General features: G+C 57.3%; 16 protein-coding genes and 2 pseudogenes. 6 read left to right on the top strand and 12 right to left on the bottom strand.

What is annotated here, in order from left to right:
- Positions 1-220: 220 nt before the first annotated feature.
- The 4 genes from F758_RS0133840 (at position 221) to F758_RS0133820 (ending at position 7,788) form a co-directional block, all read left to right on the top strand.
- Positions 221-2,116, top strand: coding sequence for a hypothetical protein (locus F758_RS0133840; RefSeq protein WP_051387121.1), 1,896 nt, complete (start codon positions 221-223; stop codon positions 2,114-2,116).
- Complete coding sequence (locus F758_RS0133835) at positions 2,106-4,157, top strand: phospholipase D family protein (protein ID WP_024512028.1); 2,052 nt, start codon at positions 2,106-2,108, stop codon at positions 4,155-4,157. The genes F758_RS0133840 and F758_RS0133835 overlap by 11 nt, the downstream gene beginning before the upstream one ends.
- Positions 4,144-6,582 (top strand): SNF2-related protein, encoded by a 2,439-nt coding sequence (locus F758_RS51090; protein ID WP_198026626.1) that lies wholly within the window; start codon positions 4,144-4,146, stop codon positions 6,580-6,582. Before F758_RS0133835 ends, F758_RS51090 begins: the two co-directional genes overlap by 14 nt.
- 366 nt (positions 6,583-6,948) lie before the next feature.
- The gene (locus F758_RS0133820; protein WP_024512025.1) at positions 6,949-7,788 is read left to right on the top strand and encodes an HAD family hydrolase; all 840 of its coding nucleotides are present in this window, start codon (positions 6,949-6,951) and stop codon (positions 7,786-7,788) included.
- A 103-nt stretch (positions 7,789-7,891) separates the two neighbouring features.
- Here F758_RS0133820 and F758_RS50060 read toward each other — a convergent pair whose 3' ends face one another.
- From F758_RS50060 to F758_RS0133775, 9 genes are all read right to left on the bottom strand, one after another.
- On the bottom strand, positions 7,892-8,365 hold the full coding sequence (locus F758_RS50060) for a hypothetical protein (RefSeq protein WP_157450270.1): 474 nt from the start codon (positions 8,363-8,365) through the stop codon (positions 7,892-7,894).
- 157 nt (positions 8,366-8,522) lie between these two features.
- Positions 8,523-10,850, bottom strand: coding sequence for a hypothetical protein (locus F758_RS0133810; protein ID WP_157450269.1), 2,328 nt, complete (start codon positions 10,848-10,850; stop codon positions 8,523-8,525).
- Between the two features lie 80 nt (positions 10,851-10,930).
- A complete protein-coding gene (locus F758_RS46780) occupies positions 10,931-12,016 on the bottom strand; it encodes a DUF2357 domain-containing protein (protein WP_245286668.1) in 1,086 nt (361 codons plus the stop codon).
- A 497-nt stretch (positions 12,017-12,513) separates the two neighbouring features.
- Positions 12,514-14,472, bottom strand: coding sequence for a DUF8727 domain-containing protein (locus tag F758_RS0133800; RefSeq protein WP_024512021.1), 1,959 nt, complete (start codon positions 14,470-14,472; stop codon positions 12,514-12,516).
- Between the two features lie 13 nt (positions 14,473-14,485).
- Positions 14,486-15,859, bottom strand: a complete 1,374-nt coding sequence (locus F758_RS0133795; RefSeq protein WP_157450268.1) for a hypothetical protein — start codon at positions 15,857-15,859, stop codon at positions 14,486-14,488.
- Positions 15,825-19,001, bottom strand: a complete 3,177-nt coding sequence (locus F758_RS0133790) for an AAA domain-containing protein (RefSeq protein ID WP_157450267.1) — start codon at positions 18,999-19,001, stop codon at positions 15,825-15,827. Before F758_RS0133790 ends, F758_RS0133795 begins: the two co-directional genes overlap by 35 nt.
- 252 nt (positions 19,002-19,253) lie before the next feature.
- The gene (locus F758_RS48450; RefSeq protein ID WP_084305860.1) at positions 19,254-19,775 is read right to left on the bottom strand and encodes a thermonuclease family protein; all 522 of its coding nucleotides are present in this window, start codon (positions 19,773-19,775) and stop codon (positions 19,254-19,256) included.
- A 619-nt stretch (positions 19,776-20,394) separates the two neighbouring features.
- On the bottom strand, positions 20,395-21,255 hold the full coding sequence (locus tag F758_RS0133780) for an aldo/keto reductase (RefSeq protein ID WP_035724054.1): 861 nt from the start codon (positions 21,253-21,255) through the stop codon (positions 20,395-20,397).
- 342 nt (positions 21,256-21,597) lie between these two features.
- Complete coding sequence (locus F758_RS0133775) at positions 21,598-21,990, bottom strand: GbsR/MarR family transcriptional regulator (protein ID WP_245286667.1); 393 nt, start codon at positions 21,988-21,990, stop codon at positions 21,598-21,600.
- A 144-nt stretch (positions 21,991-22,134) separates the two neighbouring features.
- Here F758_RS0133775 and F758_RS0133770 point away from each other — a divergent pair, with 144 nt between their 5' ends.
- A complete protein-coding gene (locus F758_RS0133770) occupies positions 22,135-22,794 on the top strand; it encodes a methyltransferase family protein (protein ID WP_024512015.1) in 660 nt (219 codons plus the stop codon).
- A 285-nt stretch (positions 22,795-23,079) separates the two neighbouring features.
- Here the strand turns inward: F758_RS0133770 and F758_RS0133765 are convergent, their stop codons facing one another.
- On the bottom strand, positions 23,080-23,511 hold the full coding sequence (locus F758_RS0133765; protein ID WP_024512014.1) for a hypothetical protein: 432 nt from the start codon (positions 23,509-23,511) through the stop codon (positions 23,080-23,082).
- Between the two features lie 384 nt (positions 23,512-23,895).
- On the opposite strand from F758_RS0133765, the gene F758_RS0133760 reads away from it, so the two are divergent.
- Positions 23,896-24,321, top strand: a complete 426-nt coding sequence (locus F758_RS0133760; protein ID WP_024512013.1) for a GFA family protein — start codon at positions 23,896-23,898, stop codon at positions 24,319-24,321.
- Positions 24,322-24,425: 104 nt separating this feature from the next.
- Here the strand turns inward: F758_RS0133760 and F758_RS48445 are convergent.
- A pseudogene (locus F758_RS48445) lies at positions 24,426-24,698 on the bottom strand (transposase); the annotation flags it as partial.
- 309 nt (positions 24,699-25,007) lie between these two features.
- Positions 25,008-25,160 (bottom strand): annotated as a pseudogene (locus tag F758_RS52230) (IS110 family transposase); the annotation flags it as partial.

Below are 25,160 nucleotides of genomic sequence, written 5' to 3'. Positions count from 1 at the left end.
AGCGCTTGCCCTTGGCTGCTGTGCCCGCATATACTCTTCTTTGGTCTGCTACCTCGCCGCTTAGCGTGGGATAGATCGAGCAAGATTTCCGTTTGATTTCGGCCAAAGTCGAATTGCGACGTGTCTCACGAATCATCAAAAGAGTTTTCTCGGTAGGTATTTTCCATCCGAATATGGCCCGCGAATCGTCGCACATAATATTCGAGAAGTTTGTTTCAATATGCTCGACTCGCGCTCCGAAAAGCTCGCCGATTCTCTAACGGTGGGGTCCGCAGTTCGTTACAACCAGACAGCGTACCGCTGGTTTATCGCGGTTGTCCGAAAGATCGGGCTTGCTGAGATCGAGATTCAGTACCTCGACGGTGAGCGAGAGAGCGTCCCTGTCGAAAAGGTTGAGAACCTCACATCTCACCTCCGTAACCGCGAGAGAGTGCTATCACTGACTCGCGAGAAGCTTTGCGAAGCGTTTTATAGGCTGCCCCTTACTCGGTTGCGCGGTACCCGCGCCGAGCAGATGCGTCGCTTCTTGCGCTCGCATGGTCTACGATTTCAGCCTGAAGAGTGGAGCGCAAGCACACGGATCCAAATCTGGCCGGACGATAGTCGGGTTTCGTCCGGAATATCCGCATCCGATCGTGCCTTCGAAGCGCTGTTGCCTAGATGGTTAGAGCCACAGCGGTTGCCACCCGGATCGCGTGATCCTCTCGGCTTCCAGGGCTCGGCAGAGCGGCTTGCAAATGAGTTTCTACCAGGTTTGACGGTCTTTACTACTCGAATAGCGTACTACGGGCTGATCGCCTGGGCTGTTCGAGAGCTCAACCAGCAGCGATGGTCAAGCGGCCCTGTCCGCCGCGAGCTATTCCACAAGATTGAGCGCGCTTACGTACTTTGTGAATTTATCTATCACGGCAGCGAAACAAACGGCTGTCAGATTATCGGGCAGCGGAGCAAGAGCGAAGTGCTCCAGCAGGCGGTGCAAGATCGATTCCGACCGCCACCTCGTATCATGAAGAACCAGGACTCCGCCGGCTCGCTTCGCCTCTACACAACATCCCTGGCGAGCATGGGGTTTGCGGAGCTACGACCTGAATTAGCTGCTGACGGCCTTCTTCCACTCTCATTGACCGAACTTGGCAATCGCTTGGCCAATGAGTTTGCAAAGCAAATACCAGATCGTTTCATCGATTTCGCTGTATCGGACAAATTCGTTCGGCGCGAAGTCCTGCGGGAATGGGGTCGAACTTTTTGTATGTCGAGGTTCGGTAAGCTTAAATACCGGTCCCTCTTTTTAGAGGGATTCTTGCTCGGCAACAGCAAAGCCGCGGAGGCGCGGTTTCATACCGTCAGCCTGCTATTGGCTCGAAAACTGACTAGCGAGGACTACAGAGCGAAGCGCTTCAATGGCCATGAGACACTGCCAGAGGAGGCGGCAAACATCGCTGAGGAGGAAGTTGAAAGTGGTGGGCTTAGCAACGCTTCAGTACTCCTTCACTTTTACGAAGAAGCTCCGAGTTCAGAGATCGCGCTGTTGCAGAGAGCGGCAGTCTATGAGCTGCTGAGCCTTGCGTTTTCGGCCATTTTTAAGAACGCGATAGACGCGTTGGGAAACTCAGGCCGGTATAAGATCTCTCGGTTGCTCGAAGCCATTGTTGCCAACAAACGCTTTGGAAAGTTCTGGTTGAGCCCATTTGGTCAATCGGGCCGGTTGCCGGCGGCGCGCGAGCTGCATGACGCGTTGTTCGTGGCGGATGGGTCAGTCGAAATGGCGGCGGCGGGCGGTGTCCTCTTGCGAAGAATGCAACAGGACATGGCATTCCGGGCAAACGCGCCAGATCTGATCGGAACTCCGCCCTCTCTGCTCCTGGAAGGTGTGGCGTCGGAGAAGCCGCTTGCTGATTCGTTTGAAGGCCTGATGGAATCCATGGTAACCCGCCATGAACATGTTTCTTTAAACAAAAATCGTCAGCGCTGGTGCTATCTCGACAACAACGGTCGGGAGCTCGTCAAGGATGATCTCCGGCCGTTGGGCGTTGGGTGGCATGCTATGCGGTTTCCGCAGCTATTTTCCCTGTGTCGCGACCTGCAATTGGCCATGGGTGATCTAGATGTTAGTTGAGCGTGTTCTCGTTCGGGACGCGATCGGTAGCTTTGCTCCGGGCCAGGCGCTGAGGGCTGCGCTTCTTCTCACTTACAGTTTTGATGGGAAGTGGCTCGAGGAAGCATTCGTTCCCGATCTCTTTGAGCGGCCGATCGCGGCGGCATTAGTAATCCGAGACGCGAACCGCATAATCACGGAAGCCCCCACGGTCCGCTATCATCGAGTCAATGCGGCATTCAGCACACGCGTGTTTCACCCTAAGCTTTCTCTATTGGTCGCGGAAGATCGAGCACTGGCAATTATTGGGAGCGCAAATTTGACTCGCGGAGGCCTCGAGCGCAACTTGGAGCTCGGGTCGGTGTTTGAAATTAGCCGCGAGGGTGGCCCCCGCCAGCTCTTTGAAGGTATCCTAAGCTACATCGAAGGACCGCTTGCAAAGGAGCTGAAGAGCGGCGGAAGTGCGGCTGCGTCGCTCCGAGATGCTGCGGTCGCGCTGCGGGAAGTCCTCGCCGCTGTCCCAGACGCTCCGGACACCCCTTTCTCTTTTCTTCATAGCTACGACAAACCCTTGTGGGAGCAAGTGCTCGGCTCCCTTCCACACCGGCATATCGCACGCATAACCGTCCTTAGCCCGTTCTTTGAACCCAATGTGGTCGAGCAGGAAGACCCGGGTATCGGATCAGACGACGGACTGTTCGACCGGATGTTCACGGACCTAGTATTCCATCCAGCCAATGGGGAGAAGCCGGTAAGCATCTTTTTCCAGCAATCTGAAGGAAAGACGCTGCTGCCCGTCGACAAGCTGCGTCGCCGGAAAGGCGAGATCTCTCTATTTCAGCGGTTGGTCACTAGTGATGAGCCCCGCCCGCTGCATGGAAAGTTCTTGGCCATAGAGGGGGCGCCCGGGAAGGATCGCGAGCCGTATCTGTTTGCTATCCACGGCTCTCCGAATTTCACGAGCGCGGCATTTCTAACCTGTCCGCCGGTGGGAAATTCAGAAATTGCGGTATTGACACGATTGCCGGCAAAGCGAAACGCGTCAGCGCGGATCCGATCCGCATTGGGGCTGCCCCAGCTATTCGGCGTTGTGAACGATTGGACAACGCTCACTCATGTAGCGCCCGTCCGCGACCCACCTCAGGCCCCCGATTCGTTTCGGGTAACTGACGCAACATTGCATGTACACGAACGGAAGCTCGATATCTCCTGGGAGGGAAACACGCCGAGTGCCTCGGCCGCGCAGGTGCTTATTGAGACAGGCGCCGCGTGGATGCCTATTGCCTCCGGAACGGTGGCAGCGGCGGAGAAATTTTTGATTTTGAACGTGCCTGATTTGGTTCAGATTGATCGGCCCAAGCTGCTATCCCTCAAGTCGACGCGTGTGCAGGTTCAGTTGGTGGATTCTGAAGGAGGGGTGATTGCTTCCTCAACAGCACCCATAAATGTCGACTGTCCGGAGCAATTTTGTGGAGCTGTTCTTGTCGGCGCGGCCATGTCCACGCTGGATGAACGGATCGCATTCGCTGGTTGGGGCACATCATACACGTATCGCCAGCAGCTAGATTTCATCGAGAGACAGCGCGCATCCGAACTTTCTTCGAAGATGGCTCCCAAAGCGTTGGCCCATCAGGCCGACCTTGATAGGTTTTTTCGAAATCTACAGACAGGATTTCGTGGTATCAAGACCCGCGTTCGTAGCATGCCGAGCTCCGAATACACGATTCGTCGCACCATTAAGGATTTAGCGCGGTGGTGCTGGGAGACGATTCATCAGGAGCAAATCGATCTTTCAACCGAGTGTCGAATCTTCTTGATTGACAGGCTCGCAAGAGAGCTGGATGGCGCTCTGCAGTCGTTCGCAAACAACGCGCCGCTAACACAGCGTTTGAAGGACATAGCGACGGAATTTCAGCTTTCGAAATCGCTGCGTTCGGCATTGGAATGGCTCAAATCGTGTCCTGATCCGCGGGTCGGGCCTTACATTGCAGATACGAGTGGCCGACTGGCAGTCGTAATCAAAAGTATTGAGGATGCTGGGGCATCTGATGCCGGTCACTGAAGAAGCAGTTCGCAAACTGTGCGCGCGCCTACGCCTCGGGACGGGGCACGAGCTGCAGGAACACGCTGTCCGCAGCGCCATCTCAGGCATTCTGGTCGATCAGCGCAAAGGCGTGGTGTTAGCCGATGAAGTCGGCTTCGGTAAGACATACGAAGCCCTCGCAATTATGGCGCTGCTTTGCGAGCACTCCCGTGCTGCACAAAATCCCTTCGAACGCGTCCTGATCCTTTGCAAGTCGACGCTTCTAGAAAAGTGGCAGGAAGAATTGAGCCGCGTGCGACCCGACCGTGGGTTCGCCCGCTATCTAATGGGAGAAGCGTGGCCCGAACATCATCCGGTATTCCGGCTGCTCGATGCCGTGCACGTCATCGGCCGACGCGCAGCGGCCGATGATCACCGATCGATACGCGAAGGGGGTAAGCTGCAAGCTGCGCCGGGGATTTATATCGTAAATCACCACGTGCTCACCGAAGCAAATCGGAACAGTCGATGGTTTCTGAAGCGGCTCTACGAGACCGAATGGGACCTGGTCATCATTGATGAGGCGCACCACTACGCCAGGTGGACAAGGCCGGCATACATCTTCGCCCCCAACGGAGATATGACGGACTACAACCAAGGCCTTTCGGGTGGAAGATTTGCAAATATTTTGGCTCTCACAGCAACACCATTTGAGCTGACCCCGCATGAAATAGTTCAACTTCTTGCGCTGATACGAGCGGACAAAGGTGACTTGCAAGCAATTCGAGCTGGGCTGGACCAGTATGTGCGGGAGCTGGATGCATTCTTTGCCCTCAGAGAGCGCAGCGTTACAGATCCGCTTCGCCTGCAGGCTGTACGAAGGCTAAATCGCCTCCGCGATCATGACGCCGTCGGAGATGGCACATGTTCGGCGGGGCTCCAAGCGTTGCTGCGGCGCTATATGATTCGGAACACCAAGTCGGAAAACGAACGGCGGTACTATTTCGTAAACCGAGCAGCTGGACAGTTCAGAATGCAGCGGTTCAACAAGTTGGATGATCTCCGGCGCACGATCAAGGATGCGCCGCTGCTCCCATTCGAAGGGCCCGACGCGCTGTTCTACTTGGAGCTCCGAGAGCTTATCGATGAAACGATCGAACAAGCCCGAGAAGGAAATGACAACAGGACTTTCGTAACTACGGATCTGCGGCAGGGGCTGTCGTCCTATCCACAGCTCGCGCGATCGAAGCTTCTGAATCGGAACCTTGACAGTGCAAAACGCCTGAAGCGCCTTGTCGACGCTTGGAATAGCGGCAAGCATGTAAAATTGCATCCAAAGGTAGACGCGCTCGCTGATTTGGTAGAGGCAATCGCTCTGCACGAAATTGAGAAGGTTAGTACCACGCCGGGCAGCTGGTTCTCCAAAATCCTCGTATTCAATAAACTCATCGGCGGTACAGCCCCCCATCTACGGGATGTATTAACGAAACGATTGACCCCTATTTTTGTCAATCATCTCGAAGCTGTGCTGCGGAGTGCCGGGATCGAGTCGCGGGCCTCATTCGCCGCCGTCGTACGTTCGCGCATGAGGAGTATGTTGTCCGACGTCAAGAAGCGCCTCAAGAAGTCCTGTGGCGAAATGCTTTGCACTATCCCCTATGAATTTCAGCACGAGGATTTCAGAGACTATAGAGGCAAACCGATAGTTGATGCCTATCAAGGCACTCTGCTTCGACGCATAGAGCAGCCTCTGTTTCTCCTCCGCGCAATCAATCAGTGTGACAAGCCCGACGACGAGTCGATTGATCGTTGGCTGTTCTCGGAGGTGGTCGGCCCCTTTGAGGAGACCGTGCGCCGGATAGTGGTGTCATACGCTGGCGCAGCGGATTCTGAAGATGGCCCGAATTACGAGCTTCTCGATATGGCCGAGCACGCCTGCCTAGTGCTGCTTCAAGAGTGTAGCGCCGTCGACATTGTCGGCCGCTATGATGGGGACAACGTTCGGTACCGAGAAGCGCACCGACGAAATTTCAATCAGCTGTTCAATCCGTTTGTGCTGCTCGTGAGCCGCGTGGGGGAGGAAGGGATCGATCTGCAGCAGCAGTGCCGGTATATAGTACACTATGATCTGGAGTGGAATCCGGCGAAGATGGAGCAGCGCGAGGGCCGCGTGGATCGTGTCGGTTGGGGCCGATCCGATGAGGGTTACATCGATGTCCGGTTTATGCTTCTCAAAGGCACATACGAGGAACGGATATTCCATGCGGTCATGCAACGTGACCAATGGTTTCAGGTGCTTATTGGAGCCAAACGGAACGAACTTGGACGCGCGGATGATGATGAGGCGGCCGACAGAGCCGGTGACGTTGATGAAGAGCCGGTTGATATCGATGGCAACGCCGGCCAACTTTCGCCTCAGGAGAAGGCTGCTGTTATGATGGATTTGCGACCTCAGGCCGGCTGACGGGTGCTAGGAGGCGCATCTCCCGAGCACTATCAGTCTCTGGCCTCGTTTGCCTCGTGCTGGAAGCAGAGCGGTGTTGCCAAGGAGATCGTCGACCTGGGTGATCCGGCCATCACCATTCTCACGCAGAGCATGACCAATTCAATTGATGCTGTTTTGGCGGCAACGATCATACTCGACCGGCTATCGGTGCTGAGACCACTCATCCCGGCGGCGTTAACCGCAAGCAATCTTCGGATCGCCAGGGGATCGCGATCATTTCTTAACGGCTTGCGTATAAGCTTATGGGGGCTGGCAGGCTTGCGCGAACGCTAGTGCGCTCATGGTATTTGAAGTGCGTCTGCCAGGAAAACCCGGTGCTGATCGATGCCTAGAAAACTGATCCCGATGGCTATCGCGTATGATTTCGACGGTATCTTAGCGCCGGGAAATATACAGGAAAACAGCTTCATTCCCTCTATCGGAATGACGAAGGCTGCGTTCTGGAAGCAAAATACAGCACGTGCTGAGAAGCATGAGGCAGACGAGATACTTTCGTACATGACGCTCATGTTGGAGCGCGCCGCAGCTGCGGATGTTCCAGTTCGCAGACAGGACTTTGCGGCGCACGGTCGGTCTGTAAAGCTGTTTCCGGGTGCCGATGAATGGTTCGAACGCGTCAATGCCTACGCAAGAAAGCAAAATGTGAACGTGAAGCACTTCATCATTTCATCGGGTATAAGAGAAATGATCGAGGCAACTGAGATCGGCAAGAAATTCGTCAAGGTATTCGCCTCATCGTTTGCCTATGATGCGAATGGCGCGGCCAGATGGCCCGCACTCGCGATCAATTACACCACAAAGACCCAGTATCTTTTTCGCATCAACAAGGGCGCGCTTAGCGTAAATGATAACGGATTGATTAACGATTTCGTGCCACACGAAGATCGTCCAGTTCACTTTACCAACATGATCTTTGTCGGCGATGGGGAAACAGATATTCCCTGTATGCGATTGGTCAGAGACCAGGGCGGTCACTCGGTTGCTGTTTATCAGCCTGGCAGCCCAAAAAAGAAAGCGCGGGCCGAGAAACTCATTACAGACAAACGCGCTGATTTCATTGCGCCTGCAGACTATCGAGAAGGCGGGCGCCTTGACGAGATCGTGTGTGCGATTGTCGACAAGGTGGTCGCAAATGACACCGTCCGAGCAAGCGCGCGCGCGTGACCTTAACATGATGTGACGCTCGACATCATTCGCCCTCCACGTGAGGTACGGCGGGTACTAGGCGCTCGGCACTCCCCGCGGGCTGGTGCTTTGACGTGCTTTCCTATTTCCAATGCGGCCTGAAACCAAAAGGTAAAGACCTCAGGGGTTTAGTTAGATTCTGAATCTTAGGTCCAGAGGTGGTGCCCCTACGATCTATCTTTTGAATGGGCTTTCTTTCTCGGACGAGACGGATTGTCTCTTCAGCCTCTTTCAGAGTGGCTTTGAGCTCCAATACCCGCTGATCATTGCGAGAATCATCTGGTTCTACCACGATCTCCTCGCAGTCCGGATACATTTGAAAGTTCGAAAAACGATAGCGTTCGGAAGCGATTTTCTTGACATACTGAAGGTTGTCTCCAACGAGATTGTCCTGCTCACCCTGGAATGGCTCGATGAACATCTCGATGAGTTCGCCGTCATTAGACCTTTTTTCGTGTAAGTGCCCGATGCAAATCCTCTGGGTCTCTTCCTGACCAAATTCGCATCTGAGGATATATACCTCGTCCTTGTGTTGAGAATTCTGGCTTGCGCTCATTCGAAGCTCGTCCTTTCTTCGTCTAACGGAAACGTCTCTACGAATACTTAGGATAAATTCATCGGGACAGCCAAGGAGATCCTCTTCAGCCTGAGCATGAACCTAGTCTGATATTCCGGTGAGCGCATATTGCCGTCTGATGCTCGGTATGGGGGAGCTAATCTTCGCCGTTAGCTTCGCCGTCCCCCAGATCTTCGATCCGGACAAGGATAGCAGGATCGCCAGCGCCATCGAGAAAATCTCTGATGCTTGAAATGAGACCGAGCTTTTCGTCGAATCGTGGAACTCTGTTTCGATCACGTTTTAGGATGGTCTGTGCCCTTTCGAGATTGTCGCGAAGTATCTGAGCCGCCGCGTCTCGTCCCGCGAGAAGAGCAAACGGCTCGACTTCGCGATATCGAAACAATCCCGCCGTTGCAGATAGCGCATTCTTGAATCGAGTTTGGAAGGAGAGTGTCTCAGTAAGATAGACGAGCTCGTTCGATGCGAGATCAACGATCTTGTCGACCAGCGCCGCCGTCAGTGCCCGCGGTCCCTCCTCTCTCCGCGCAAGGATCATTGCGAAAGCATTCATCGTGTCTACGTTTGCGGGGCGCGAAACTAGGGACTGCAATACGCGACGCAATCGCGGTACACTCGTTACCGCACGACCGGCACCCTGTATCAAAACCTTTCTGGCGGATCGAGGCGCTAGAAGCGGGTGTTCTCTTTGATTTAAATCTGCCTCCAGGGCTTCCACGATCATCTCCTGTATGTTTTCTGGACATCGAGTGAAAGTCCAGGTCAGGCATCGGAGAGGACCGTTGTCGGATAGAGGACGTCGAGAGGCATCAGCAATTTGTTTGGCGCATCGCTCTAGGGCAGCGGTTAGGTACCTCTGGGCCTCTTCTGATAGTTCGTTGGGCAATACACCGTCGGTCCCCACAGGTCGGACCAGGACCTGAGACGAGGGGTCTCGCAGCGTTCGGGAGAGGAGTGGCGCGAGGACGGCAGGATTATAGCTTGCCACACGATGCATTTGCGCCAGCACCGAATTCATGCCCTTCAGGCGGTCGCTCCCTGTCCAAAACTCGATCGAGGGGAGCTCGACAATACGGAGCGGTATCGTTGGTGGTGGTGTTCTCAGCTTCTCGAGTATTTCTTCAGGTGAGGCCTCAATTGGATCGAGAGTAGTCCAGTCGAGAAAGATTGGAGCTCTCTGGAGCGGCTCCCATTCCGGCGAGGTCAGAGAAAGCTTTGCCCAGCTTTGACCGGGCGTCTGTCGAATGCGCAACTCGACGGCAACGTCGCTTTTCGGAGCCTCGTCCAGATGCACACTCCAGAAGCGAATTTCATCGTCTCCTTTGACTACGTAAAATTCGATATCGTGTTTTCCGGCGATCCACTTCAAATCGCGATAAGGAGGCGAGACGTACTCCCTGTTTGCTGGCAAGGTGGCGTTGCTTCCGATGAGGTCATCAAATTGCGGTTCGTCCTTCCTCATGACAGCAAGGCTTATTGGGGTGAGCCGATCAAAGTAATGGGGCAATCCCCTCTCAATTAGTCGGCCGGCGCGCAGGCTGCCGCGCGCCGTGGCGTCCCAATCTAGGGTCCTCATATTCGGAAAAAAAGCCTGAAGCCGCCTGGAGAGGATAGAAGCGAAAGGGGCAGCCAAGGGCGTCAGCAGGAAGGTAGCGGTGATCGTTTCCGATGTCGCAAAATCCAGATCTTTGGTGAAGTCGGTGTTTGAAAAAATGGCGCCCTCAGCTATTTCGGGCGCGATAATCTCGATCCAGTTCCCATTGTTCAGTCGAAGTATTTCGACATCGCCCGTTCTGCGCTCGCCGCAGATCAGTTTCAGAGCAAGAGTGCTTTTCTCACAAAAGCCCTCGGCTAGGATCGGATTGGCTCCTAAAACGCTGGCATGAGCCCGATTCGTAAGCTGCTTCAGGCCTAGATTGCGCAGTATCCGAGAGCCGTAACCGTCACGTTCGGGAGCGACATGGTAGGGATGTTCTGAATCGCGACGAAGTCGAAGCGTCTGGACTTCAATGCCCGTCCCGGAATGAATCAGAAAGCAGAACAATGCTCCATCGGCGTTCGGCGGGATCGCATGGCAATCGAGTGCGTGAAGAAATGCTGCGACCGGCTTCCAAAGAAGCCGAAACTGTCTCCGATCGCGATGGAAGATTGACAGCGTCCGAAACTGGGCTGCTTCGTCGTAATTCGGCACGTCAGGCACGCTTAGGATGACTTCGTCGGTCCCTCGTGCGAGCGCGTTCACCGTTGCGCCATAGATCTCATTGACCACTAGGGTGTTGTCGGGCCGTAAATCGTCGAGCATCGGAGCGAGCGAGAGTCGGCGTTCTGGGCTTCCAATCTCGCCCCAGCCTTGTCCTCGGCCATGAGGTGCAAGCAGCGCCTGTGGTCCCCCCATCCAATCGCCTGAATTTTGCTTGACCGTAACGGCACCGAGACCACCGTTGACAATTCGAGCTGCTTCCAATTGGACGTCAGGCTCCTCCGTGTCCCAGTCGCGCGCAGCAATATCTCTCCATCCGTTGACGTCGAGCCCTGAAACACGTCTCATCGACGATCCCCCGGCGTCAACGTCGAAGTGAACAAGAGCGTTAACTTGCTTAGGCTACCCCACAACGCTGCGCCTTGGCTTCCGAGCGTAAGGCAGAGCACGCTCTTGCTCCTTTCGCAGTTTGAATCTTCATCGCTGCGCGAGGGTCGGAGAACGGCGGCGGCAACAATATTTGCTCTCGCTCCGATTGCCAGAACCCGCTCCAGTTCAGCCAGTTCTCCATCGACCAGGCCGCCCTGGATAGCCCAAATCGGCCAGACAACGACGTTCCCCAGAAATCCCGTCGTGTCGCCAACTCGTCCGAACCGTATCCATATGGGAGCCGCGAAGTCCGCCAGATACCTATCTGGTTTGCGCATCCTGTAGCGGACCTCCACAATCAGCTTTTGCTGCGGCAAGTAGAAGGTGGCGAGTGGATTGTCATGAGAGATCCAGGACCCGCGCTTCTGTTCGCTGAGGAATTCGAGCGGGGCCGCAGCTACCAGCTCAGCTCCTGGGATGCCCGCCAATGCAACCACCACCCCCAGCGTACAGAACTCTTCCCACGACCGAGCTTGCCAGCGCCAGAGTTCGTCAAGAACCCGGTCGCGGTCGAGCAATTCCTGCCAAGAGGTCCAGATCCGGTGGTAATTGACATTGTGCTGAAGCACGAAATTCGGCGTCACGCCGGGTTCGGCAAGTCTTACCCCATGATCGGCCAGGTATCGCGCCAGCCGACGACTTGACCGGCCGAAGGAATCGACCTTGCGTGCACGGGTCGTTAGACTCTTCGCTCTGTTCAGTTCGAGGTAGTCTCTTGCGGCGTGGGAAGCCAGCTCGCAATAGGCACGAAGCACTCGGTTCTCGAGGGTGTCGAAATTTTCCTCTCGCGCAACCGCCAATATTCGCTGCTGGTCACCAGCCCGCTCGGCGAGGGTTTCCCCCGGCTGGCGGACGAGCCACGTCATCGCTCGACGGTCGAGCTCTTGGACCCTTGATATTGGGATTTGCCGGTGGGTTCGTCGCAAGATACGCCGAGGTGATCGGGCAAGCTCCTCGAGCGTTCGCCAGAGCACGAAAGCGTGCTGGGCTATGACATCCATGCTTGGGGGGACGCTATCACCCTCTTCGGTCCATCGTCGGCGCAATTCCTGCCAAAGCCTTGCTGGGTCGCCCAGAGCGGTCTCTACGTCTCTGAGCCGCCCCCAGACGGCCTGGGCTCTTAGCATAAGACGGTGCGCCTCTTTTTCTTTTTCCGTCTGAGGGTCGAATTTGGTGGGCGGACGTTCCGGTGCGCTCGGCCAGTGAATCCTGATGTTAAGGCTGGAGGTCGAGGCGGATATGCCTGGCGCGCTCCTGATCGGCAGTGGGATCAGCGAGAGACGCCGCTGTTCATCTGCAGACTCAAAGCCGGAAACGGGTTCGGTCGCATCCTGCTTCCCATTTACGGTCGCTCGTTCGCCGTTGGCCTCGTAGAGCCAGAGCGCGGCTGCGTGGTCGTCTCGGATTTCAAGGTCCTGACCGCGCAATACAATTCGGTGAGACCGCTCAGGTTGAACAAGGGCCCAAGGTCTCAGCCAGATTTCCAGCACGGCGGCGCTCATCCTTCACGCGTTAGGCCGCGCCAGACGAATAGACCGGTCCCTCTGGCTTGCCGCTCGCGCAGTTCTGCGACTCGTTCCGCCATCAGCACGTCGTTTAGCTCGTCACGCACCAGTCGATCGAGTTGATCGAAAGCCGCGCGGTGGCTGTCGATCTCGAGGCCCCGAAGTTTCGGCAGAATGCGAAACTCGATCTGATCGGCGAGAGGGAGCCGGTAGTCATCGCCCTGAGGTTTAGGATAGTTAGCGACATATGCGATTATTGAATCCCGCAGGCGATGACCAAACGGGCGGCCACAGTCTTCCATGATCTCGGCCAGCTTGTTGATCGCAGCGTCAACAGCGTTTCGCGCAGCGCCATTGAATCCGGCTGCTGGCCGAACCCAGGTCCGCCAGGACTTGAACGACTGGGCGTGTATGGGACGACCGCCCCCGTTCATGCTCTTCAGGTTGTGGAACTCATGAGGAGCCGCAAACTGCAGGATATTGCTCCTGTCCAGCACCTTGTCCGATAGCGACTGAGTGCTTTCATCATCGTTCATGGTACCCACAAACAGCACATTGTGCGCGGGAAATAGCGAGATTGGCTCCTTCAGTCCCCGAATATCGATCGGGATCATCGCGTCTGCCCGTTTGCGTTCGTCGCCCGCGTCATCAAAGCGGGGCCGTGCTTCAAGACGGCTCAAAAATTCGGAGAAGTAATACTCGACGCGAGCCAGATTCATTTCGTCCAAAAGGACCAGCGATATGTGATCGTGGCGGTCCATATTCGGCGTAGCTACCGGGACAGACTCGTACGGATCCATGTGGACCAAAAGACGCGCTAGATCGGTGGCTCGATAATTCTTCTCGATATAGTTGTAGAACCCTAGAAGATCCTGCGGGCTATCCCAACGCGGCTCGACTGCGATTTGCAGGAAGTGAATGCCCATCGCTTCGGCATACCGTCTCGGCAAGAGGCTCTTGCCTGTACCGGAAACGCCCGCAAGGACCGTGAGCTGCGAGTGATCATTGATTTTGAGCGCAGTATGAAAAGCGCGAACTGTTCGAGTGCTGTATTTAAGATTATAGGCTTTGAGGTACTCATCGACGGAGTGCAGTGCTTCGATCTCCGTGCGAGGCGCTCCTTGCTTGATTGCAGGAAACCCGAGGCTGACGGGCACCTTGATCAAATCATCAAGCAGCTTGTCCTTGTCGATTTCCGTGATTCCGCCGCCTGTGTCGATCTCCAGTCGTGCCTTGCGAGCTTCCAGTTGCGCTATCTCCTCCGCGAGCGCGTCGCGGGCCGTTCTGATACGCTCAGCCTCCTTTTTTTGAGCCTCAAGGGGCTCCTTTTGGCGCTTCAGATCCTCAATCTCTTCCTCTAACTTGTGCAGTTCCTCGTTCCGCAATGCCTCGAGCGCAATGATCGTTTTGGCCTCCTCGATGTGCTTAAGAGCAACGTCGCGTTCGGTACGAAGTGCGGGTAGTTGCGATGAAATGGAATCGTATTCTTTTTTGACCTGGTCCAGCTCCCGTCTCAAAGAGTCGAGCCTCTCGGGGCGGCATTCCTCGGTGATCCGTTCAAGCTCGCCCTTCTTTTCATTCAGCTGTTGCGACACCTTGGCGAGTTCGCCAGCTGCCTCCGCCGCTTGAGATTTGACCTCCTCAATTTCGTGCCGCGCATCCTGCAAGGTTGCAAGCTCAGCTTTGATCGCCGCCAATCGCTCTTCGAGGCTGGCAACTTCGGCGATCAGCCGGTCCCGCTGCTGGATCTTCTGTTCGACAAGACTCAGTTCCGCCCGCCTCTCGGCAAGAAGGCCTTCTTCCTGGGCTCTCAGCTCACGTATATGTTCGTAGCGCGTCGCATCTGGGAGGCGATCTCGCCGGATCTGAAACATGATTGCTATGCCGCTCATGACGAGCGCCAATGCCGTTACCATGATGATTGCAGGAAGGACGAGTTGCGAGGCTTCCACGGTGGTTTCTTTCTTACGGCTGTGTCGAGGCTCTTGGAGCGGTGTTGACAGGCTGTCGCGGAACTAGTCGGGTCGGGCTCGCGATCGGGTGTTGACCCGAATTCGTTAGCGCTGGTGCTGGACGTCGCAAAGGCGGGGTTGGTTGACCGGACGCAGGGGCGGCCGGTGTATCGCTTGCTACGCACAGCTCCTGAAGATGCCGGTTTTCGTCATTCAATTGACGTCTCAAGTCATCGAGTTGCGCTGAAGTGTTGTCGCGGCGCTGCTCAAGATCGGCGAGCTGTACCTGTACAACAGAGAGGCTTTTTTCTTTTTCTGACCGATCCTCCTCGGCGCGTCTCGCGGCTGTCTCGTCAATTGCGATTTGCTGTCTTCGTTGTTCCAGCGCACCGAGCTCCGTCTGGATCGCCGCCAATCTCTTCTCTGCGGTGGTTAATTCGTCGCGTTTAACAGCAAGAGATGTCTCTGCCTCTTTGCGGGCGGACGCAGCCCGTTGAGCCGCGGCTTCATCAACGGCCTGAGTAGTTCGAAGCTGCTCGTATCGGGAGACGTCAGCTTTGATCTGGACCAGCCGTTGTTGTGCGGATTGGACGTCGTCCTGTGTTTTGGCCAGAGATTGTTCTGCTGCCGCCCGCAACTCATCTGCTTTTTTGGCAGCGGCCTCGTTTACGGCGATAGTAGTTTGCATCGCTTTCAGACGTTCGACCTGAACTCCTAAGCGCTGGACCTCGGCCGATTGTTCCTGCCGTTCCCGATATGCATTGTCTCGGTCGGCTTTTAGCTTCGCTGCGTCGGAAGCGTCCTTGCGGGCGCTGTCTGCGTCCCGATCAGCCGCGACCTTTTGATCTCCCAGCTTCTTTACGTCAGCCGCTAATGCGTCGCGCCTGGTCTCTAGTGCCTCAATTTCGTCAGATCGGGCCGCAACCGTTTTGATTGCGGCCGCATTTTCTGATTTGAGAGCGTCATTCTCTCGTTTTTGACGGTCGAGTTCAGCAGCGAGCTTGGACAAATCAGCTTCGGCGGTGCGCTTGTCGGCAAAGAGCCGGTTGCGTTCGGCCTGAACTTGCTCAGCGTCAGCGGCCGCCTTCTCTGCATCATCTTTTCGGCGCACCGCTATAGTGCGTTTTCCCTCAAGTGAGGCTAGCTCGAGGTTGATCGCGCCCAACTGAGCTTCTTTGGCTTCTGCTTCGACAACTTTTCGACGTACCTCGTCCTCCCGTCTCGCAATTCCGCGCTCTTGTTGTTGTACAAGGAGGAACAGCATTGCGTTGAGGCAGATAACGAGAAAGCTCAGGCCGCCGATCAGGCCTATCCACTTCCATGAAGCTGGGGGGATCTGAAGTGCCGGTCCGTTACTGACCGGCGAGCTCTCGTTCAATGTCGTCAAGGCATCCCTCCATGTCTTCTGCGAGCTGATGGACCCAGAAGCGCAGCACTTTCCAGCCGCGGGCAAAGACTTCTTTGTCCCTCAACCGATCGGCGGTCTTTCGATTTCCGGTCACATCCGTGTGCCAACGCACTCCATCAACTTCGACGTCGAGTCTTGTCTTCCCGGCAAAGAGCGCGAAATCTAGATAGCGTGTACCCAGGGGATACTGAGGATGTGGCTTAAGACCACGCGCCCGCATCGCGCTGTAAAGCCTACGTTCCCAACTACTGTCGAATTGCTGCGGTTTGGGGGGCGACCATGGCCTGCTCGCACGGTCTGCCAGAAATTCGATGTGCCGAATTCGGCATGTCTTGGCGTTGGACAGGTCACCCAACACGATGCAGAGTGCCCTCGCACGGCTTACAGCCACGTTAAGCCGACGTCGTTCTTTCTTCAGAAACGCCAGAGTCGATTGAGAAGAGTTTGCCGCTACCACGAGAGACAGAAGAACGATGTCGGCCTCTCCGCCCTGAAACTTGTCGACGGTCGAAATTCGTAACGAAAGTCGATCGCGCTCGGCTTGAGACAGGTGCGATGCGACGGTTTTCTGAATTGCCCCCACTTGAGCGTTAAATGGTGAGATCACGCCGACGGATCCGTCGAAGGACTCGTCGACCGCAAACTTCTTGAGCAATTGCGAAATACGCTCGGCCTCTGCCTTATTAATTGGACCACCTTCTCCTCTTGTCTCGTGTCCAATCACATCCTCCCAGGCGAGACCAGGGCGGTAGCCCTTTGGAGGCCGGTACTGTTCTTCCCACCTTCGGCCAATGAGTTGGCCGTTATAGAAGTCCTCATTGAGATAATCGACAATGGCTGGTGCCGAGCGAAATTGATCGGCTAGCAGGAAGCGCTTCGCAGCCGGGCGACTGGCGCAGAAATCGAAGAGGGAGTTGATGCTTTGAGCGAATGACGATCGCCCCTGTTTGGGAAGCCCGGCAGCATCCATGAGCGCATGTTCGGTACCGGAGCCGAGCGGTCGAACGAAGTTGAGCTGCATCGGATCCCCGACAACAACTGCCCTTTTTGCTCGAGCCAACACCGGCAGAGCGGACGCAATATCGCTTTGGCTCGTTTCGTCGAAAATGACGTAATCAAAAAGCCCAGGCGCAGGGGGAATGCGTGAGGGCACAGAAAGGGTGCTCACTGCCCAGATCGGACGGTGGCGCAGCACCACTTGCGCATCCTCCAGGGGCATGCGGCGCGCGCTCTTTACATTGTTGAATTCGAGCTCCTTTACTCTCGTAGCAATTTGCAGACGTTCTTCGTGTGCTGGCTTCGTCAGACTCTCCGCAAGTTTAGGCAGAAATGCTGCGACATCCTTACCTAGCGACGTGTAGTCAGAATCGGTTGGAGCCGTACCCTGGGAAGAGCCAGCGGCCTGTTGCAGTTGATACTTTAGGTCCGCGATGCGGTTTTCGATCTGTCGAAGTGATGCATTCTCCGGCAAGGGATCTCGTGCGGCGCCGGATCTTCTGGTGAGACGCCTGAGCGCCGTGCGGAGTCGATGAAGTAAGCTCGCTCGTGCACCTTTGCGGGCCGAAGGCGTTTTGTACCCGCCTATCAAGTCGCGACGCTCTACCAGTTCAGAAAGCGCAAGATGCAGAGCAGTTTCATCCCTGCCTTTTCGACGCCAAGCGTGATGTTCACGCGCTCTGGTGCGAAGTGAGCTCGTTACCGTGTCTATATCTCGCCGTTCGGCCGAATTGCGCGCATCTGCGTGAGCAATTTCACGAAGTGCATCCAAAAAGCTGATGTCACGCTCGCCATCAGCATCTCGGGCTCGGGTCAGAAGAGGAAGATCAGGAACGACCGCCTTTAGACGCTTCTCGACTTCATCGACAGCTTGATGGTTCCGCGCTGAGAAGAGAACGGATTTTCCGGCCATCACTGCCGAAACAAGCAACGCGAAGATGACTTCGCTCTTGCCTGACCCCGGTGGTCCCTGAATAACCGTCAGACCATGTTCAAGCGCGGCCTCCGCCGCATCCAGCTGGTGATCGGTCAAGGTCCCGTTCTGGGCGAGAGGGACCACGTTGACATTGTCGTCGGCTCCGAAACTGGGCGCGGTGTTGGACAGGACCGTTGCAAGGGCGGTGTTCGCCAGCTTGTCCATGGGCCACTCGCGAATTGACTCGAGATCCTCCGCAACGGCTTTGGTGAAGCTTCCCTCTTCCGGAAGGAACAAAGCGGCCGCGTTTCTAAGGCCGCTGCCAGACAATGAGATCTCGGAAGCCAAGTCGCCGGGGCGTAACGTCATGCCACCGACCGTCGCAAGGGAGTGACGCATGCGATCGCTGACAGTACCGATCGTGTTGTCCTCTCCTTCCGGGAAAAGCTGCTCGGTCAATTCTGCAGCTTTCCACGACGTGTGCCGGCAAATCTCCCGGGTCCACGCAGGATTGAGTGCGGGCTCCGCGGCTTCGATATCGAGAAAGAGCTCGGTCCCTTCTATGCGGAAGTCTACCGGCAGGATGAGGGTCGGTATGAATAAGTGGCCTTGAGATGAAGGGAAAATCGACACAGGCCAACCGATGGCCGGAGATGAGAGATTTCGCCTCGATAATGCCTGGACAAACGCCTCTGGCAGAAGCTCGGTGCTGATACGAATCGAGGCTCCGGACCACCAGGTGCCTGTGAGTCGAAAGAGCTGCCAAATCGACCCGTGGCGATCTGCAAACGTTTCGATGCGCCCGCGAGGGTCCTTACGCTGGGTCGCCGCGTAGTATCCCAGGAGCGGCCCCCAATCCGGCAGAGAACCTGAGGTCTCCGGTCCGGCCGAAGCAAGGTCTGGGAGAGATTGCCGCAGAGGATACCAGGTAGCCTCAACCGCAGTCAGTGTCGCGAAAGCTGTTCCAGCATTTCTGTTGGGCTTACCTTCGGCTGTCGTTTGCTTTGGCTTGGCCTCCGAACGAGACACTTGCCACCGTCCAGCTGAATCGCGAACAATTTCTCCGCGCTGGGCCAGAGTACTAAGCCCAGCTAACAGTTCCGACGCATTCAACCGAATGCCGGATGCGCTGAGGCGCCAAACAAGCTGATCATCCGTCGCCCCCTTAGGAAAAAGTGAAAGCAGCCGGCGAATTGTCTGGTCGAACACTATGACCTCTCGCTCAGCATCCGAAAATCAAACGACGGGTAAATCAACTAGCTGGTGCAGGCCGGAAGAAGTCGAACTTCCCAGGTCAGCGTCGATACCGTCCCCGCAAGCCCGCCAATGGCCTAAGTACCAGAAAGGCGTACACAATTCCGGGTTGTCTGTAAACGACGGGCCCCCATTCTCGTGGCCGTCAACTGGTTTTGGCTGGGGACATTTCGCGCTGCAGTTCCCAGTGTGTCGGCGTGAGCACCATCACGGGTGGACATTTGCGTCATCCGAACATGCGCCGGGAGTTCCGCCTGCGCGGATGCACGCCCGGTATAGCCACGGCTCTACATAGGAGCCCGCCCATACCCCTCGCCCCACATGCTCGGCATCGCGCTGGGCCGCATCGTATTTCCCCTTGGAATAGCGCGGCCAATCCAGCGCGTCGCCATTGCGGACAAGCCATTCGCCGAGTTCAACGCCATCTATCGAGCAGATCGCCACCGTGCGGCCATACTGATCCAGCGACATCGGCACACAAATCACAGGTCGTCGCCCGATGAGGGCGTCGAGATCGTTCGCGGCTTTTGCGCCGCACCGGTAAAGTTCGCTGTCTTCGCCTCGGCAGAGCTGCGTGGTCTCCGGCGCATCAATGCCCCAGAGGCGGATACGGGTGCCGTGGACTTCGATCGTGTCGCCATCGATGATGCTGGCTTCCCCAATCAAGTCGGTTGCTAGGGCGGCGCCAGCTGCGCCGAAACATAGGACGACGGTGGCTGGGAGGCGCATGGACTTGGATTATCCGGTGATGAGCGCCCTAGATTTACGGGTTGCGGGGATAAGGGATCAACGTGCCAGACAATCCGTTTGGTGTATTATCCCGGCCCACGAACTAAGTCTAAAGTCGACTATCGACGCCGACACGAGCACGGCAATTCACCCAGCCGCTAGTACGCCTGATCATCCGCCGATCGCTAGCTAGGGATGGGCGTCCTCGCCGGGCGGGGCAAGGCCGAATGAGTCGCCTGGAGCTCCCGCTGTTTCGATTCCGCTTTTGCGACTCGAACATTCCTTCCCTCGGGTCGGCTTTCGAGGGCTGGCGGATAAGGCGAGACGCTTTGTCACTGTGCAATGCCTTGCCGTCGACAGGAGCACATTTGAGTGGTACAAGCACTGCATTGAGGGTGGCGTTAAGCCATTGATTTTGCTATAGTTGTTGAGCGCGGACCACAGTCCGCCCCTGGGCACCACCCAAAATCAAGCGTTTGAAATCGCTGCATAAAGTCGACAAAAGGTTCCACCGGGCCCGTCGGTGGGATACGGCTCCGTTCACGCTTTGACTGGTGCGGCCTCGCTTTTGGCCGGGGGGTCCGACGCTCGGACGCGCGCGTTCGCGCGATCCGGTGGTTCAAGCCATTCTAGGCGCTGATGCTTGGTCGATCGCGTCGTACTCGGTCTTACTCAAGCGCCAACTGAGTGCATCGAGATTGGCCCTGGCGTGATGAGGCTTGGTTGCGCCTGGGATGGGAATCACGTGACTGTCGCGCGCCAACAGCCAGTTCAGGGCGACCTGGCTGATGCTGGCGTCGTGCGCGCGGGCAATGTCGGCGAGGCATGTCAGCAGCGCTTTCGTGCCCATCGCTTTCGTGCCCATGTCGTCCGACGGCTGCGTGAGGCGGCCGGACGCAAGAGGAAAATACGCGACCAGCGCCACATCGAGCTCACGGCAGGCTTCGAGCACGCCATTTGTTTCCGCTGCTCGTCGGAGCAGGCTGTAGTTAACCTGATTGGCGGCGAGCGGGACGCCGGCCCTTGCGAGGTGATCGGCGATGCGGCGCATCTTGTCCGCATTGAAATTGGCCACGCCGATCGCGCGTGCCTTGCCGGACTTCACCGCTTCGATGAGGCCTTCGGCGAACACTCCCACGTCGATAAAGGGCAGCGGATAATGGACATAGTAGAGATCGATCGTCTTGAGGCCCAGGCGTGCGAGCGAACCGTCAAGCGCGCGCATCAGGCGGCGGGGAGAAGTTCGACCCGGAAAGGGGAGGAACTTCGATGCTATCACCGCGCGGGTGGGACCGGCCCGCAAGCAGTCACCCACGACGCGCTCCGAGAAATAGATCTCGGCCGTGTCGATCATGCACGGGCCGGCCTCACCAATCGTCCTGTATGTCTCTAACACCGCCCCACGATCGGCACGCCGCCACTTGTTCGTGCCGATGCCCAGGGGCAGCACATGGATGCCGGTTCGACCCAAGGGGCGCATATCATGGGGCATTTCATGATCTGCGGGCATCGCTGGACCTTTCACAAGGCGAAAGCGCCGTTGGCTGGTCGATGCGAGGCGCTGACGTTTCAAGAATACGCCATAGCGACTCTGGCCGCATCACCTTCTGCGGCCAGGACCCCGGACCCCCGAGATCGCGCGGATGGTGTCGGGCCGATACGGCCGCAGTCGGGCGAGGCTCGGCAGGACCGTAAAGCGGATTAGCATAGCGCAATGTGCCATCTCATTCGAGAGGCCGGTGGGCTATGCCGCGCTAACGCGCCCGACGCGCTCTCAACCCTGCCTATCAGCGCTTCCACCAGATCGGCGCTTACCGGCAGTCTATCGGCCACGCCAATTGTCGAGAGCTGATTTCATGGACTCGCGGATGACACGGTAGAACTCCGCCATCTCTTCCAGCCGTGCGCGGGCTGGTCCGGCGTCGGCAACGGCTCTCCCCGTCTGCAGCAGTTTCGACAACGCCTCGAGCATCCGTTCCTGCTCGACGAGCATGCCTTCGTAATTATCGGACGCATCGTACAAGACCCGCTTACTGCCCCGCTCGCCCTGGCAGCGAACCAGGCGGTACTTTTCCAGGAGCCGCGCGGCCACGCTGGCGCTGCTCTTGCTCATTTCGAGATCGGCGGCAATGCGATCGAGTCCCACCGGCTCGGCGCTCAGCAGCAGATACCCATAGAGCCGCGCGGCCGTCTGCGGCACACCCCAGGCTGTCATGAGCCGGGCTACATCCTCGATGAAGCGGGCCCTGAGTTCCGTTTGCTTCTTATTTGACATATTCGGTACATATCGAATATTCTGATCAAAGGCAACGATCCTAAGCCGCGCCGGCAGAGATGCCGGCAGGAACAGGAGACGGCGATGAAGACCTCATTGGTGATGGCAGTTCTGGTCATCGTGCTCACGCTGCTCTATCTCGCCCTTGCTGTCGTGGGCGCCGGCGGCCTAGGCGTCTTTCTCGCACGTCCACAATTCGTGGCGCTCGCGGTCGTCACCCTCGCCCTTGCGGTCGCGGGGCTCGCCAGCCAAGCCGGCATCAGGCGCGGGATGCGCGAAGATCGCGGCAATCGCTGGGTTCTTGCGGTCTTCACGGTGATCGGCCTGCTCCATGGCTATCTTCCCGCCTACACGGACCGGATCGGCTTTTGGACATTCGGCGGTGATGGCGTTCGCTGGCTCGGCTTGGTGCTCTTCGTCGCGGGCGGCATCCTGCGTTTATGGCCGGTCTTTGTGCTCGGCCGCCGCTTCAGCGGCCTGGTCGCAATTCAGCCGGGACATTCGTTGGTCACCACCGGCATCTACAGCAGGATCCGTCATCCGAGCTATCTAGGCGCGCTGGTGTTCATGATTGGCTGGGCGCTTGTCTTCCGCTCGGGAGTCGGCATCTTGCTCACCGCTGTCATGCTCGTGCCGCTCCTCGCCCGCATCCTCTCGGAAGAGCGGCTGCTGCAATCCCAATTCGGCGCCGAATACGATGCTTATCGTGCACGCACCTGGCGGCTGGTCCCGTTCGTTTACTGACGGTATGCGCCCGCCGCTGGCGGCATTCGCCACAACCCGAGCTTGCCCGCCGGCAGATAGGCGGTCGTGCTGCCGAGGACCAAGCAATCCTCGCCTGCCCATAATTGGACGTTCGCAGCTAGAGTCGCCGAGCTGAGCGAATCGAGAGGACGTGCACTCAACCTCCGGCGTCATTGCGAGCGCAAGCGACGCCTCGCCATAGCTCGCGCAGCGAGCGACGGCGGGTCGTCGCTTCCGCTCCTCGCAATGACGGGGCTGGTTGACAGCGCTCGTCCGGCCGATGCTCTACTCCGTCAGCGCGATTTCATTCACCTCGCACCATTCGCGCAAGGCTTCCTCGATCGCTTTCGCCTCGAAATCATACCACTTCTCGCGAACGCCTCGGCGGTTGAGCAGGGCCTTGAAGCTCTGATAGGCGCCCCTCCTGCCGAAGATAGATCTGACCTCATCGAAATCATCCGGCAGGTACTCGCGCGCAAAGTCGAACGCCAGTTGGTTGCCCAGATCGAGCTCCCGCCGGTCCGGCAGGGTGATGTACTTTTCCTCGTCGTCGATGTCGTCGGGCAGTTCCTCGTCGGGCGTGGCGATCTCCTCGAAATGGGACCGGTAGTAGATCTTGCCCGTCTCCTTGCACAAAACCATCTGGCACGTACCAGGCGGGCCGGCCATGCCGAAGAGTTCATAGGCGTCGAGCAGTTCCTTGAAGTTGACGGGCATTGCGAACGCTCCCAAGTCTTTCTGTCGGCGTGCGGCGCTCGGATCGTTTCCGGCCGATCACGAGATATCAAGCGAAACTATCGCCCGTTCGCGACTCGCATCATCCCTGAGGCGGGTGACACCACCTCGTGCACACAGCACCGGTGAAAGTTTGCACCGAGCCTTCGCTTGAGTTGCTTGAGTTTTTCTCACGTTATGCGCGATTTCTTTTGAATTGTCCGGCTCAAATTTTAGAGATACGTCCGTGTTGAGAGCGGTCTCGGTCAGCAAATATAATGATAGCTGCACGGTTATAAGCGAACCTGCCGGTTGACGTCACCAAGACGTTCTCGTCCGCCCGCCAAGACCGGCGTAGAAGTGATCTGAACAGGAGACACAGGCAACGTGGTGGGCGACACGAACGTTCGGGCTGGCCAGTGCCATTGCGGTGCGGTGCGTTTCGAGGTGACGCTCAGCGATGGCTTCAATTCGATCCGCCGCTGCACTTGCTCTTACTGCCGAATGCGAGGCGCCGTCGTTGTCATGGCGGAACTGGGTGGGATCAAGGTCCTGCAGGGCGAGGATGCGTTAACAAGCTACCGCTTCCATACCGGATCAGCGCAGCACTTCTTCTGTTCTCGCTGCGGAATATACACGCATCATCAACGACGATCTAACCAGAATCTTTATGCCGTCAACGTGGCTTGCCTGGACGGGGTAAGCCCGTTCGATTTCTCTGAGGTGCCTGTCATGGATGGCGTCAATCACACGAACGACACCGGCAGGCCAACGCGTCGAGCAGGCACGCTCTGCTTCATCCCGGCTGACTAACTATCGCTGTCAGCCGACGACCGCTCGGCAATGCTCTCGCCTAGAAGCTGACCGTCTCCAACCATCTGTTGCAGACTTTGATGCCGTGGAACGGCGGTGCGCGGTCAGCACCAGAAGGCGATGACGGCGGCCAGCGCGACCGCCGAGGCGTAGTTCCGTGCCAGCTTGTCGTAGCGAGGCGGCGGAGGTCCTTCAGACGGCAGAAGGTGGCCTCGATGCGCCAGCGCTCGCGGTAGCGGGACCTGTCGTAGCGGATCGTCCGCTTGCGGCCGCGCTTGCGGGATGATCGGCGTGATGCGCTTGGCCCGCAGGTCGGTGCGCAGCCAGTCGGCGGCGTAGCCCTTCTCGGCGGTCAGGCCGCGGATGCGGCGGGGGCCAGGATACAGAAATCGTGTGCGCGTAAAGCTGAATTTTGCCGAGCGGAATCAAGCTGATCAGTATCGTCCAGATAGCCGGCGAAAAATAAATCGCTTTGCGAACACCCCAAATCAGTCGCATCCTTCCGCCCGTTCCGCTGCCGATGGAGAGCAACTATGCTGTGAGTAGCCCGGCGATCGGCCGGCCTCAAGGCTGGCGCGAGACGCGCCACCGCCTTCGGCGGCTGACGGCCTTGACCCCGTCCGCTCACCGGTCTGTCGGCTTGGCATGCGCTCGGTCGCAGACCGAGCGCGATCAGATGCGCTCCCTCAGCTGAGCGCGTAGCGGCTGGGATNCCATGTCTCGCCGCGGGCGAGCATCGTGTTGAGGATGACGATCAGCTTGCGCATGCAGGCGATGAAGACAAGCCGCGGCGGCTTGCCCCTGGCAATCAGGCGTTGATAGTAGGCCCTGATCACCGG

Origin of the sequence: Bradyrhizobium sp. ARR65 (assembly GCF_000472385.1) — a bacterium.
Taxonomy (GTDB): domain Bacteria; phylum Pseudomonadota; class Alphaproteobacteria; order Rhizobiales; family Xanthobacteraceae; genus Bradyrhizobium.
This window is presented reverse-complemented; position numbering and strand designations above follow the sequence as displayed.